The sequence below is a fragment of the Pseudonocardia pini genome, from assembly GCF_013870575.1.
In the GTDB taxonomy this organism is placed as follows: domain Bacteria; phylum Actinomycetota; class Actinomycetes; order Mycobacteriales; family Pseudonocardiaceae; genus Pseudonocardia; species Pseudonocardia pini.
Window position 1 is genome coordinate 1 of the sequence record NZ_JACBXB010000077.1, and the last position, 12349, is coordinate 12349.

A 12349-nucleotide genomic window follows, 5' to 3' on the forward strand; every position below is an offset into this window, starting at 1 on the left:
ACTGACCCTGGAGACCGCGCGACCGGGGCACCCTGCGCGGGTGCCCCGGTCGGGGTCGGTCGTTCCGGCGGCGACGTCAGGCCTCGAGGGCCTCCGGGGTCTCGATGTCCAGGTCGAGCTCCCTGCGCAGGACCTGCGCGGGGACGGAGACGGTGGTCCGCGGGCGCCGCATGGGCTGCCGCAGGGCGATCGTCAGTTCGTGTGCCAGGTCGTACCCGTAGTCACTGTGCGGATCCTGATCGCCCGACATCGTGGTCTCCTTGCTGTCGCCGGATCGTCTGACGCTCCGTCACGCCTCGTGCCCGGACCGTGCACAGAAATGATCGCCCGATCGGTCACGCAGGGGCAAGACATGTCCACCGTCCGGAGTCGAAACTCCACGACAGAGGGACGGGCGGCGGCGTGTCCGGGGTGAGCAGGTGCCCGGACGCCACTCGACCGGCGGTCGCGCGGAGCGTGACGTCCGTCCCCTGGGTGATGTGTAGAACGTTCGTTAAGGTCCGAGGGACGTCCCACAACGCTGTGCAGTAGGAGGAAACGTGTCGGATGAGGTGCTCGTCGAACGTCGTGGTGCGGTCCAGGTCATCACGATCAACCGGCCGCAGGCCAAGAACGCCCTGAACCTGGGGGTCGCCCAGGGGGTCGCCGCGGCCGTGGACGAGCTCGACGCCTCCGACGAGCTGCGGGTCGGAGTGCTCACCGGCGCGGGCGGGGTGTTCTCCGCGGGGATGGACCTCAAGGGGTTCCTGCGCGGACGTGATCGCCGCAGCGGACGTCGACGCCTGACCGACGCGGGCGTTCACGCGGGCTGGACCTGCGGCACCGCCCCGGCCCTCCGTACCCGTGTCCACAGCAGAGCCGCCAGCACGACCAACGCGGCGAAGGTCAGCGGATGCCCCGCGGACACCGGCTCGTCGGCGCGGAGGAGGGCGAGCATGTCGTAGAGCGGCAGGGTGACGGCCGCCGTCGCCAGGATCGCGAGCGCGGACCACATGCGCAGGAACAGGAACGCGAACCCGACGGCGGCGAGCACCAGGTTCCGGTCCCGGTAGACCGCGAAGTAGAGGGCGGCAGCGTCGTCCGTGGCGGGGACCCCGAATCCTTGTGCCCCCTGCTGCGGATCGACGATCCCGCTGACGGCCGACACGACCATGACGGTCAGCAGGATTCCCGCGTAGACGGTGGTGACGGTGCGCACGACGGCGTCTCGCGGCCTCTTCGGACTCGTCACGGGAGCACTCCTTGTGTAGTGGTCGCTAAAGAAATAGCATCGGCCAGGCGGGAGCGCAAACTTCTCCAGGAGGCACTACAGAATGTCGACCAAGGCCCGGGGGCGGCCGCGGGGGTTCGACCGCGACCGGGCGCTCGAGACCGCGATGGCGATGTTCTGGCGGCACGGCTACGACGGCACGTCCGTGGCCGACCTGACGAGGGCGATGGGGATCGCGGCCCCCAGCCTCTACGCCGCGTTCGGCTCGAAGCAGGAGCTCTACCGGGAGTCGCTGCAGCTCTACGTGCGGACGTTGGGGCGGCTCGGCGTCGCGAACCTCGGCTCGGCCGCCAGCGCCCGCGACGGCGTCCACGCCGTCCTGAGGGCGGCGGCGGAGGCGTTCACCCGGCCCGGGTTCCCGCCCGGGTGCATGGTCGGGATCGGGTCGCTGCGCTGCGCGGAGGACAACCGCGTCGCCGAGGAGGCCACGACCGAGCTGCGCAGTGCCACCCACGCCATGCTGCTGGCCCGGCTCCGGCAGGCCCAGGCGGACGGCGAGCTGCCGGAGTCGGCGGACCCGACGGCGATGGCCGACCTGTACGCCGCCGTCCTGGAGGGCATGTCGGTCGTGGCCACCGACGGGGCCACCCGCACCCGGCTGCTCGCGACCGCGGACCTCGCCATGGCCGGGTGGCCGTCGCCGGGTCCCGCCGCGCGCTGAGGGCCTGCGGCGAGGTCGCGCACCGACGGGGAGCTTGCCGTTCTCGGACGGTCGGGCCAGGGTCGCTCTCGTCCGTCCGGTCGACGACGAGGTGGGCGACGATGACGACTGTGGTCCTCCTGCCCGGGGTCGTGAACCCCGGACGCCTGAAGTTCGCTCCGCTGCTGGCCGAGCTGGGGTCGGTCCGGTGCGAGATCAAGGAGCTCGAGCTGTACGCGGGAGCGCGGGTTCCCGCGGACTACTCGCTGGCCCTGGAGGTCGAGGGGCTCCACCGCTTCGTGTCGGAGCGCGGTCTCGGCCGGGTCCACCTGTTCGGCTACTCGATCGGCGGCGCGATCGCGCTCGCCTACGCCGCGGAGCACGGCGACCGGGTCGCGAGCATGGCACTCGACGAGCCGGCCACCGACTTCACCGACGACGATCGCCGGGAGCTGGCCGGGACCTGGCCCGCCGGGCTCGCCGACCTCCCCGCGGAGGAGCAGATGGCGAGGTTCGCCGAGACCCTGGTCCCGCCGGGCGTCGACTTCGGTCCGCTGCCCCCGCTGCCGCCCGGCCCCGAGATGGCCCTCCGTCCCGCCGGTGTCGCGGCGATGCTCCGGACGGTGGGCCGGGAGAGCGTCGACGAGGCGAGGCTGTGCGCCTACGCCGGCCCCGTGTACCTCTGCTACGGCAGCCTCAGTGGCCGGCGCTTCGCGTCCATGGCCGCACGGATGCCGGGGCGGTTCGGCCGGTGCACCGTCGAGCGGTACGAGGGCAGACACCACCTGGACTCCCCGCACCAGACCGAACCCGCCCGCGTCGCCAGGGCGCTGCGCGCGCTGTGGGGACAGGCCGAGCCGACCACCGACGAAAACGGCCTCTGACCGCGTTTCCGCAGTACAGAGGCCGTTTTCACGGGGTGTGGCAGGTGAAGGATTCGAACCTTCGTAGGCTAAGCCGACGGATTTACAGTCCGCTCCCTTTGGCCACTCGGGCAACCTGCCGGGGTGCAGTCGGCGTGCCGACGTGCGGGGAGAAGGATACGACAGCGGTGATCGCCCCCGACGAGGGGGGCCCACCCCGAGCACCCGAGGAGGAGCCATGGCCGACCCGTCGTTCGACGTCGTCAGCAAGGTCGACCGGCAGGAGGTCGACAACGCCCTGAACCAGGCGGCGAAGGAGCTCTCCCAGCGCTTCGACTTCCGGGGCACCGGCACCTCGATCGACTGGTCCGGCGAGGAGGCGATCGCGCTCGAGTCGGAGACCGAGGAGCGACTGAAGGCCGCCGTCGACGTCTTCAAGGAGAAGCTGATCAAGCGCAACATCTCGCTGAAGGCCTTCGAGGTGGGCGAGCCCGCCGTCTCCGGCAGGACCTACAAGGTCACCGGCAAGATCCTGCAGGGCATCGCCTCGGACAAGGCCAAGGAGATCAGCAAGGTCATCCGGGACGAGAAGCTCAAGGGCGTCCAGGCCCAGATCCAGGGCGACCAGCTCCGGGTCTCGGGCAAGAAGAAGGACGACCTGCAGGCGGTCATCGCCCTGCTCAAGGGCAAGGACTTCGGCATCGCCCTGCAGTTCACCAACTACCGCTGAATCGGCGGTCCCCTGACGCTCTGACCAGCAGATATAACCTGGTAGAGATCGCCGGGCACAAATCGGGCACAACTCACTTCGACTCAACCGCCCTCTGTGGGACACCCAGAAGCGCGTTGTCGACGAGCGTGCGGGTGCGGTCGACCTGGTCCGGCCAGAGCCCGACGTAGGTGTCGAGGGTGACCGTCGGGCTGCTGTGCCCGAGGGCCATCTGGACCGTCTTGACCGACGCGCCGGCGCCGATCAGCAGGGTGGCGAAGTAGTGGCGCAAGGCATGAAAGCCGGTCCGTGGCGGAAGCCCGGCCGCCTCGGCGGCCGGCTTCCAGAAGTGCGACCACGTGGCGCGGTGGATCGGACGACCCGGGTTGTTGGTGAAGATCAGCTGCGCTGTGCGCTCCTTCGGATCGCGCCGGTTCGTCTCGTCGGAGACCGTCGCCCCGATGACGGGGAACTCCTCCAGGTGCCGCGCGAGTGCATCCGCGGTGATCTGCGGCAGCTCGACCACCCGCCGGGAGGTCCGAGTCTTCACCGGCGCGAGGAAGGGTCGGCGGCGCGCGATCACCGTCAGCTGCTGCTCGACGCGGACCTCGCGCCGAAGGAAGTCCACGTGCTCCAACTCGAGGCCGAGTGCCTCGCCGTGGCGGAGCCCGAGTCCGGCGCCGACGTAGACGAGGGCGCGGAACCTCGCAGGCAGCGCCTCGGCGATCAGGTGGACCTGCTCGTTGGTCAGGATCAGGTGCTCGGAGGCCTCGACGGGCGGGAGACGAATCCCGACGCACGGAGTCGTTGCGACGGCGCGGTCCCGCACCGCGGCGCCGAACAGGGAGACCACGTAGCTGTAGGCGACCCGCGCCGAGCTCGGCGCGAGGTCGAGCCCCTTCACCCACGCCTGCAGGTGCGACGGCTTCACCTGGATCAGGGGCAGCTCACCGAGGACGGGGTTGATGTGCCGGTCGAAGGTGCGGCGCATCAGCTCGGCGGTGCTGCCGCGGTGCATCTGCCCGGCAAGCCACCGCGCGGCGAAGGCAGCGACCGACTCACGGCCCGCAACGGGGTCGATGTAGAGCCCGCGAGCGACGTCGGTGTGCACCTGCCGGTCGAACCGCTCCGCGTCCGGCTTGCGCTCGAAGAGCCGCTCAACCTTGTGTCCGGTGTCGTCGGTGTAGCGGACACGCCAGCGCTTGCCGCGGCCGTGGCGGCTCGTCTGGGCCGCCGGCAGCTTCCGCCCGTCAGGCCCATACTGCCGCTTCGAGCTGAACCACAGATCGTCGACGGCCATCAATCCTCATCCCCAGGGTCGTCGGGGATACCGGAGACGATCTGGCGCACCATCTCCAGCAGTTCCGTCCGCCGAACCCCCTCCTCGGCAGCGAGGTCCTCCAGCATCTGGACCAGACGCATGACGGACCGCAGGTAGGGCGCCACGCCGGGCAGGTCGTAGTTCGGCCGCCGCGGGACGCTGATGAGCCGGAATCCCTCGTTGATCCGGATCAGCTCCTCCTCCGGCGGCATCGTCCTGCCGTACTCCGCCGCACCGAACCAGGGGCCGATGGCGGAGACCGCCTCCGCCCAGTCCCACGCCACGAGTTCCGGCACGCGGACTCCCGGCGCCAACTCGATGCGTTCCGACGAGCGAGCCGACTCGGAGAGCAGCAGCCGGTTCGGTGTCGTCGCGAGCACGAACGCCAGCGCGAGCAACTCCGCCGCGTCGATCCCCCGCTCACCGCGTTCGATCTTCGAGAGCGTGTTCAGCGACATCGGCACGCCCAGTGCCTCCATCGCTGCCGAGACCTTCGCCAGCGTCAGCTGCAGGGTGGTTCGAACCGTCCTGACATTCGACCCGACCCGTTCGTTCACGTTCTCCATGACGGATAACATACGACCTCCGTTGCGCCGGACCGAGAAGTCGGCGACACTATCCCTCAAGGAGAACCTCCGACGCAAGTTCTCGACAGGAGATAAGCGTGGCTGAGACTCGACGAAAGCTGGCGAGCCGCACCGAGGTGGCGGAGTACCTGGGCGTACCACCCGCGACCCTGGCCCAGTGGGCTCATCAGGGCACAGGTCCGCGCTACGTCCGAGTCGGCCGCCATGCCCGCTACCGCTGGGCCGACGTGGAGAGCTGGCTGGAGACCCACGAGTTCGGCCCGACGCCGTGAGGGGATCGACAGCTGCCAGCAGAGGGCTATCGTCAACCGTCGTGAGCTCAGCTGCCTCGCCTGTCCCGGAACTCGCGCCGGACGCGACTCCGGCTGCGATCCGCGCGGCGCTCGTCCCCGAGGAACGGGAGCAGTTCGAACGGGCTTACCGCGCCGCGATGATCGACGCCACCGAGTCGCTCGACCTCACCGGCGTCCTCAGCATCCTGCGCGCGTATCACCGCATCGCGGTCATGACCCACCGGCAGGGCGCCGAGGCTCACCAGCGGATGCTCGACAAGGCCCGCGAGATCCTGACCACGGGCCGCAACTCCACCGGCGTCGACATCGCCGAGCACCGAGCCGACCTGAACCGCCGCCTCGGCCGCTAGTGTCCCGCACCGCAAGTCCGCTGCGTATATCGGCGGATCCAGGTTCATGCAGGCAAGGCAGCCGGTCCGACGCTCGTACCGGGTGTACTCGCCGGACCGGCAACGCCGCCTGCGTGGGCCTGGGCCGTCGAGATGTGTGGCGGATTTGCGGTGCGGGGCACTAGGTGTACCGGATCGTCCCCGACGAGAGCATCGACGACCAGCTCGACGCACTCGACCACGGTGCATTGGTCGCCTACGCCGAGGTCCTCGCCCTGCTGGAGATCTCGCCGCAGAGCGGGCTCCCCTACAACGAGGCCCGCCCGGACGGCCCGATGCGCCAGATCGCCTTCGGGGGCGACGATCAGGGCCTCGTCGTCTACCTCGTCCTCGAGCGTGATCGGGAGGTGGACATCCTCAGCGTCGTCTGGGCTGGCTGAGCCGGCCGAGAAGGCGACTCGCGGTCGAAGGCGATGGTTGGTCCCGCCTCTGACCGGGAGACCGCGCGCTACACGATCACCCGGGGAGGAGACTCGACCACCTCGACCACCTCGACCACCTCGACCACCTCGACCACCTCGACGACCATGCCCACATGAGCGACCCGACCGGGACCGACGACGCGAGACAGATCGCCGAGGCGTTCTCGCGCCATGACTTCGCCATCGCCTACCCGCGACTCGCCGACGACATCCGGTGGACCGCACACGGCGGCCCCACCACCGTGGGCCGCGACGCCGTCGTCGCCGTCTGCGAACAGACCCTCGCCGATCTCGCCGACACCACGACGACCTTCACCTCCTGGCACGTCATCGACGCAGGCGACGACGTCGTCGTCGATGTGATCGCGCGCTACGACGGCCCCGCGGGGACCTTCACCGTGGCCTCCTGCGACCTCTACCGGTTCACCGACGGAACACTGTCAGCGATCACTTCGTACACCGCCGAGGTGTCCTCGGCGGCGCCTCACTCCTGACCGAAGCAGGCGGCGTCGTGAGACCCGAGGAGACCTACCTCGCCGCGACTCCGCCTGGACGCTGAGCACTCCCTTTTCGACCCGACGCCCGCGTCCGCTGCGCATGGCCGCCGGTCGTGTCGCCCGCGTCCCACGTCGATCAGCCGGAGCGGGCGCTCCGAGCAACGCGGGATGGCCGGGCGGTCGCGGACGCTGCGCGCGAACGAGCGATCAGCACCGCGACCAGGCCGATCGCGGAGAGCACAGGGAGGTCGGCGACCCCGAACGCGTGGAGCGCGGTGTCGATCAGGGGCAACCCGACCATCAACGCGAAGACCCACGCCGGGGCGGTCGGCAGGCGCCCCGGGGCCCGTCTCCCCCAGCGTGTCCGGCCCCCCGGCTTGGCGACCGAGAGCCAGACCTGCAGGGCCAGGCCCGTCGCGACGAGCCCGAGCCCGACCGCCACCGGGAGCGCGGCCCCGTGGGTGCCCCGGCCGGCGGCAGTGGCCACTCCCGGCAGGGCCTGGCCGAGCACCGCGGTCCCCAGAGCGATCTGGCCGAGGGTGAGGACGACCTTCGTCGACACCCACCGGTACTGGAACCATCCCCAGGACGTGGCGGTGGACAGCGCGAAGCCGGACAGCGCCGCGATCATGGCGGCGAACCCGAGCACGGTGAGGTCGAGCTCGTGCGCCATCGCCGCCGCGGCGGTCCGGGTCTCGCCCGGCGGGGAGGAGAGGCTGAGGCCGAGGAGGGCGACGAGCGCGATGGCGAGACCGAGCCAACAGACCGACGCGATGACATGGATCGAGACGAGCAGCGCTCGCCAGGACCGGGCGGAGGGGAAGGACGGGGCGCGCATGCTCGCAGGTTACCCAGGTAGCTAAGATGCTTAACAAAATCATCGGCGATCGGAGCCCGGCATGACCGACGAGGCGGCCCACCTGGACGCGGCGCTCGCCGCACTCGACGACACCACCCTCGCGGTCCGCGACCTCATCAGCGCCTCGCAGGACCTCACGGCCCGGATGGCCCGGCGCATGCGGATGAACGTCAGCGACATGACCGCGATCCTGATGCTCTCCGAGCGCGGGCCCATGGGCGGCACCGAACTCGCCCGCCTGCTCGGGGTCTCGACCGCGGCGATCACGATCCTCGTCGACCGCCTCGAGCGCTCCGGTCACGTCGAGCGCTCCCGCGACCCCGGCGACGGACGCCGCGTCCGGGTCTCGGGCACCACCACCGCCCGCACGGCCGCTCTCCGCGCGTGGATGCCGGCGATCCAGGACCTCGACGAGGTCTGCCGATCACTCTCCGCCTCCGAACGCGCCGTGGCCCGGGACGTCCTCGGCCGTCTCAGCGCCGCGATGGCGCGAGGCGCGCAGGCGTGAGGCACCGCCGCAACGGTCCCAGCAGCACCGTCGCGGCCCGTCGCGGCGCGCGCCGCGCCGAGGCATGATCTACGCGTGAGCCGGATCGGGCGGGTGTTCCTCGGGTCGGGTCGGATCGACGAACCGCTGCGGTCCGAACTGCTCGCCGCCGGGCCGCTGGTCTTCGCCGAGGGACTCCGGGGGTCGTACGTGCTGCGGACCCCGGGCGAGTACACGGCGAACCCCACCCGGGGCGCTGTCGCGCTATGCCGCAACCGGTTCGTCGTGTGGTCGCGGAAGTCGAAGACGGTCGACGTGCCGCTGACCCGCGAGTGGCTGGACCGGGTCACCGTCACCGCCGACGACCCGCGCCGGCTCGTCGTGACCGCGCAGCTCAGCGGCAACCCGGCGGTGAACATCGGCTCGCTGTCGGTGCGGCTGCGCACCCCGGAGGCCCGCCGGATCGTCGAGATCCTGTCCCGGGTTCGCTGACCGGACCCCGGCCTGTGATCACGCAGTCGGCGATCAGCAGTCGATGTCGTGGGCCGGGAGTCTGCCGTCGAGCAGGAAGGCTCGCGCAGCCGCGGTGGCGCACGCGTCGACACCCAGCACTCCGTGGCCGCCTCGCCCTGTCGTCACCATGACCGCGCGGGCTCCCAGCGCCTCCCGGGTGTGCTGCGCCCCGGCCGCCGGGGTGGCCGGGTCGAACCGGTTCTGGATCAGCAGGAAGGTGCCCGCCCTGCCCTGACCGGTAGGGGGTGTGCGAGGTATTCGGGGGCCGGCCCAGAACGCGCACGGCGAGATCGACGCCCGCACTCCCTGACTGACCGGGTACGCGGCAGCGTCCCTCGCCTGGGCGAGCGCGTAGTCGGCCGGGTCGCTCGACCAGCTGGGGTCGGCGCAGGTGATGGCGAGGAACGCCGAGGCGATCCGCTCGGCGTCCGCCTGCGCCGCGGTCGCGGCGGCCGGATTCGGCTCGGGCCCGAGCCGGGCGGCGAGGTCCGCCTCGGTCGGGGCACCGGGGAGCCCGTCGAGATAGCGGATCGCCTCGGCGAACAACCCGGCGGCCGCGTCGCTGCGCAGCGCCTGATCGGCCAGCGCCCCCAACGCCTGCGGTGTCGCCCGGACCCCGTCGAAGATCACGGTGTCCTGGTCGAGTCGCTCTCGAAGCGCCAGGTAGCGGGCCCGCAGATCCGGTCCGAGCGTGGGGTCCTGGCCGACCAGCCGGGCGGCGAGCTGGACGAAGCGGGCATCGATCGCCGCGTTCGACGCCCGGAACGCCTCCTGCCAGGAGACGGTGTCGTCATCGACGCTGTCGAGCACGGCACGGTCCAACCGGCCGGGGAACAGCGCGTCGTAGGTGGTGCCCAGCGACGTGCCTCCCGACGTTCCGTAGTAGCTGATCGTCTCCTCGCCCAGGGCCTTGCGGAGCGAGTCCATGTCGCGAGCGATGCCGTCCATGGTCGTGTGCAGCACCTCCGGATGCGCCGCGCAGGCCAGCGCCGCCTGCTCTGCCAGGTCGTCGTCGTCCGGCCCGACGGGTGCATCGACGCTCGCCACCCGCGCCTGCTCCGCCGTGAGCCCGCACGACAACGGGCTGCTCGCATGGACGCCCCGCGGGTCGAAGCCGACCAGGTCATAGACCTGCGCGAGGCCGCCGCCGATCAGTCCGTCGACACCCACCGCGTTGAACAACGCCGGCGCCCCCGGCCCACCCGGATTGGTGATCAGGATGCCGCGGCGGCGAGCAGGATCGCTCGCAGGCACCTTCGACACCCGCACCGACACCGTCGGTCCGTCGGGGTCCGCATAGTCCAGCGGGACCACCAAGTCCGCGCACCGAGCGGACGCGACCGGAGGGTCCGGACAAGAACCCCAGCTCAAACCCGAGGTCGGTGCGGGGCTGCAGCCGGCTAGACCCACCGCTGCGGCCATCACCACCGCTGCCCGACACCGCCACATCCACCTCAGGGTCCGCCGGCGGCCGAGCACCGGCAAACGCAGGCCCCTCGCCGGACCGTCGGCACGCGATCATGAGAGCCGCCCTGACGCCGAAGGGGAGACCGATCCGGCCGAGCGGGTCAACGGCGGGACCGGGCCCATCGGGAGGGCCCTCGAGAACCGACCGGCGCGGCCGCCCGCCGGCAGTCTGGTCCCAGCTCGTCTCGGCCACCTTGCGCGGTCACGAGGCGAAGCGCTGGGTGAGGCTGAACCAGTTGCCGGAGTCGTCGCGCAGGACCGCCTCGATCCCGTACGGACGCTCGGCGGGCGGCTGCAGGAACTCGACGCCCCGCTCGCGAAGCTGCTCGTAGGTCGCCCGACAGTCGGCAGTGGCCAGGACCGCGGCCCCGAGCGCGCCCTTGGCGACGAGCTCGCGGATCTGGTCGGCCGTCCTCGCGTCGTGGCCCATGGCCGGGTCCGCCAGGATGATCTCCTGCTCCGGGCGACCGGGCGGGCCGACGGTCAGCCAGCGCGCGGCCCCGAACCCGGACCCCATCTCGACATCGCTGCGCACCTCCAGACCGAGCTTCTCGGTGTAGAACGCCTTGGCCGAATCCTGGTCGAGCACCCACACGCAGGTGTGGGACATGCGGTCGATCACGGTTTCTCCCCTCGCTGGGACCGCAATCTAAGGCGTGGACGAGCGAGCGCGCTTCTCCGTGCTTGCGGTCTCCGCCCACGCCATCAGGAAGCAGCCGGGCACCGGGGGCGGACCTCCGCGCCGCACCTGGTCGGCGCGGTAGGCCGTCGGCGAGCAGCCGACGAGGTCGGTGAACCGCCTGCTGAACGTGCCGATGCCGGCGAACCCCACGAGGTGGCAGATCTCGGTGACGGTCAGGTTCGCCGTCCGCAACAGGTCCTGGGCCCGCTCGATGCGGCGACGGGTCAGGTACGCGCCCGGCGGCTCGCCGTAGGCGGTTCGGAACGCGCGGGCGAAATGAAAGCGCGAGAAGCCCGCCGCGGCGGCCATCGCATCGAGGTCCAGCGGTTCGGCGTAGTCCCGGTCGATCAGGTCACGGGCCCGTCGGAGGTGCGCGACGGGTGGCGGACTCATCCCCCCATCATGAAGGGCGCGTCGCGCCGTCGAGATTCCAGCCGGTGTGTCCGGGTCACTGCGTGCGCGGCCGCCTTGGGGCACGGGGCGAGAAGTCACGCGAGGAACCCTTCGTCCTCGCCCGGCCGGCCTCAGTCCACGACGGCCTGGCTGGTCGGCTGGAGGACGGCCTCGACCAGCGCCTCCGAGCGCAGGTGTGTGCCCTTCTGGTACTCGGGGTCACGCACCATCTCGGAGAACGCCCGCCTGCTCGGGTAGCGGACGAGCAGGACCGCGTCCCACTCCTGGCCGGGCTCGGCCACCACCGGCGCGTGACCGTAGCCGTAGTAGACGACCTCGGCGCCGTACGGGACCGAGGTGCGGCGGAAGTGGGCGATGTACTCGTCGTAGCGCGCCCGTCCTCCTTCGCCGAAGCGCAGCAGGTTGAGCATCGTGACCGGCTCGTCGACGTCCTGCGCGAGGAAGGCCTTCAAGTCGGCACCGGTGGGGTCGATCGCCATCGACGCAGTCTGCACCGCCGCCTCTTCGACTGTCAGTCCCAACGAGGGTCGCGTCCGGAGAGCGCGACGACCCGGTCCAGCGCGGGCGCGTCCGCAGCGACGGCGACCTCGGGACCGAAGATCCCCATCTCGCGTCCCTGCTCGGCCATCCCCGCGACGACGGGCAGCGCGGCCTCGAGCACGTCGTCGCTCCACTGTGGGTGGACTCCGGCGGTGCGGGCGAGGTCCCAGCCGTGCAGGACCAGCTCGCCCAGGATCATCCCGCCGATCATCGGCGCGGGCAGCTCGTCCGGACCGCCCATCGACACCGTGCCCGACCAGGCCGACGGTGCCGACCAGGCCGCCACCAGGTCGTCGCGGGCCATGGCCAGCTCCGTCGGCCAGTTCGGGCCCACCTCGACGAGGGACTCCTCGGCCGCGGGCGGGCGCGGCGCCTCCCGCCTGCCCGTCGCCGCGA

At 71.3% G+C, this 12349-nt stretch carries 19 protein-coding genes, 1 tRNA gene and 1 pseudogene; 10 read left to right on the forward strand and 11 right to left on the reverse strand.

What is annotated here, in order from left to right:
* Positions 1–76: 76 nt before the first annotated feature.
* Positions 77–250, reverse strand: coding sequence for a hypothetical protein (locus tag H5J29_RS07425; RefSeq protein WP_181780174.1), 174 nt, complete (start codon positions 248–250; stop codon positions 77–79).
* Between the two features lie 289 nt (positions 251–539).
* Here H5J29_RS07425 and H5J29_RS07430 point away from each other — a divergent pair.
* Positions 540–755 (forward strand): annotated as a pseudogene (locus H5J29_RS07430) (enoyl-CoA hydratase-related protein); the annotation flags it as partial.
* A gap of 44 nt (positions 756–799) precedes the next feature.
* Here the strand turns inward: H5J29_RS07430 and H5J29_RS07435 are convergent.
* Entirely contained in the window at positions 800–1231 is a 432-nt protein-coding gene (locus tag H5J29_RS07435; RefSeq protein WP_181780175.1) for a DUF4267 domain-containing protein, read from the reverse strand.
* Between the two features lie 82 nt (positions 1232–1313).
* Here H5J29_RS07435 and H5J29_RS07440 point away from each other — a divergent pair, with 82 nt between their 5' ends.
* Together H5J29_RS07440 and H5J29_RS07445 are read left to right on the forward strand one after the other, a co-directional pair.
* The gene (locus H5J29_RS07440) at positions 1314–1931 is read left to right on the forward strand and encodes a TetR/AcrR family transcriptional regulator (protein ID WP_181780176.1); all 618 of its coding nucleotides are present in this window, start codon (positions 1314–1316) and stop codon (positions 1929–1931) included.
* 101 nt (positions 1932–2032) lie between these two features.
* Entirely contained in the window at positions 2033–2794 is a 762-nt protein-coding gene (locus tag H5J29_RS07445; protein ID WP_181780177.1) for an alpha/beta fold hydrolase, read from the forward strand.
* Between the two features lie 38 nt (positions 2795–2832).
* Here the strand turns inward: H5J29_RS07445 and H5J29_RS07450 are convergent.
* Positions 2833–2914: transfer RNA gene (locus H5J29_RS07450), tRNA-Tyr, on the reverse strand.
* A 97-nt stretch (positions 2915–3011) separates the two neighbouring features.
* Here H5J29_RS07450 and H5J29_RS07455 point away from each other — a divergent pair.
* Positions 3012–3503: a YajQ family cyclic di-GMP-binding protein gene (locus tag H5J29_RS07455; RefSeq protein WP_181780178.1), complete on the forward strand. Its 492-nt coding sequence runs from the start codon at positions 3012–3014 to the stop codon at positions 3501–3503.
* 73 nt (positions 3504–3576) lie between these two features.
* Here H5J29_RS07455 and H5J29_RS07460 read toward each other — a convergent pair whose 3' ends face one another.
* The gene (locus H5J29_RS07460; protein ID WP_181780179.1) at positions 3577–4782 is read right to left on the reverse strand and encodes a tyrosine-type recombinase/integrase; all 1206 of its coding nucleotides are present in this window, start codon (positions 4780–4782) and stop codon (positions 3577–3579) included.
* The gene (locus H5J29_RS07465; RefSeq protein ID WP_181780180.1) at positions 4782–5369 is read right to left on the reverse strand and encodes a helix-turn-helix domain-containing protein; all 588 of its coding nucleotides are present in this window, start codon (positions 5367–5369) and stop codon (positions 4782–4784) included. Before H5J29_RS07465 ends, H5J29_RS07460 begins: the two co-directional genes overlap by 1 nt.
* Positions 5370–5467: 98 nt before the next feature.
* On the opposite strand from H5J29_RS07465, the gene H5J29_RS07470 reads away from it, so the two are divergent.
* From H5J29_RS07470 to H5J29_RS07485, 4 genes are all read left to right on the forward strand, one after another.
* Complete coding sequence (locus H5J29_RS07470; protein ID WP_312858109.1) at positions 5468–5662, forward strand: helix-turn-helix transcriptional regulator; 195 nt, start codon at positions 5468–5470, stop codon at positions 5660–5662.
* A gap of 41 nt (positions 5663–5703) precedes the next feature.
* A complete protein-coding gene (locus H5J29_RS34255; protein ID WP_220187096.1) occupies positions 5704–6033 on the forward strand; it encodes a DUF6247 family protein in 330 nt (109 codons plus the stop codon).
* Between the two features lie 164 nt (positions 6034–6197).
* On the forward strand, positions 6198–6452 hold the full coding sequence (locus tag H5J29_RS07480) for a hypothetical protein (RefSeq protein ID WP_181780192.1): 255 nt from the start codon (positions 6198–6200) through the stop codon (positions 6450–6452).
* A 155-nt stretch (positions 6453–6607) separates the two neighbouring features.
* Positions 6608–6988, forward strand: a complete 381-nt coding sequence (locus H5J29_RS07485; protein WP_181780182.1) for a nuclear transport factor 2 family protein — start codon at positions 6608–6610, stop codon at positions 6986–6988.
* A gap of 139 nt (positions 6989–7127) precedes the next feature.
* On the opposite strand, the gene H5J29_RS07490 is transcribed toward H5J29_RS07485, so the two are convergent.
* Positions 7128–7829: a hypothetical protein gene (locus H5J29_RS07490; RefSeq protein ID WP_181780183.1), complete on the reverse strand. Its 702-nt coding sequence runs from the start codon at positions 7827–7829 to the stop codon at positions 7128–7130.
* Positions 7830–7890: 61 nt separating this feature from the next.
* Between H5J29_RS07490 and H5J29_RS07495 the strand changes: the two genes are divergently transcribed.
* Together H5J29_RS07495 and H5J29_RS07500 are read left to right on the forward strand one after the other, a co-directional pair.
* Entirely contained in the window at positions 7891–8358 is a 468-nt protein-coding gene (locus H5J29_RS07495) for a MarR family winged helix-turn-helix transcriptional regulator (RefSeq protein ID WP_181780184.1), read from the forward strand.
* 75 nt (positions 8359–8433) lie between these two features.
* On the forward strand, positions 8434–8829 hold the full coding sequence (locus H5J29_RS07500; RefSeq protein WP_181780185.1) for a hypothetical protein: 396 nt from the start codon (positions 8434–8436) through the stop codon (positions 8827–8829).
* Positions 8830–8862: 33 nt separating this feature from the next.
* On the opposite strand, the gene H5J29_RS07505 is transcribed toward H5J29_RS07500, so the two are convergent.
* The 5 genes from H5J29_RS07505 to H5J29_RS07525 form a co-directional block, all read right to left on the reverse strand.
* Positions 8863–10164, reverse strand: coding sequence for an alpha/beta fold hydrolase (locus tag H5J29_RS07505; protein WP_312858110.1), 1302 nt, complete (start codon positions 10162–10164; stop codon positions 8863–8865).
* Between the two features lie 355 nt (positions 10165–10519).
* Positions 10520–10939, reverse strand: a complete 420-nt coding sequence (locus H5J29_RS07510; RefSeq protein WP_181780187.1) for a VOC family protein — start codon at positions 10937–10939, stop codon at positions 10520–10522.
* Positions 10940–10966: 27 nt separating this feature from the next.
* Positions 10967–11392 carry a helix-turn-helix transcriptional regulator gene (locus tag H5J29_RS07515; protein ID WP_181780188.1) on the reverse strand — a complete coding sequence of 142 codons (426 nt, stop codon included), beginning with the start codon at positions 11390–11392 and terminating at the stop codon, positions 10967–10969.
* Positions 11393–11523: 131 nt separating this feature from the next.
* Complete coding sequence (locus tag H5J29_RS07520; protein WP_181780189.1) at positions 11524–11892, reverse strand: DUF1330 domain-containing protein; 369 nt, start codon at positions 11890–11892, stop codon at positions 11524–11526.
* A gap of 32 nt (positions 11893–11924) precedes the next feature.
* On the reverse strand, positions 11925–12349 hold a 425-nt coding region (locus H5J29_RS07525; protein WP_181780190.1), incomplete at its 5' end, for a TIGR03086 family metal-binding protein.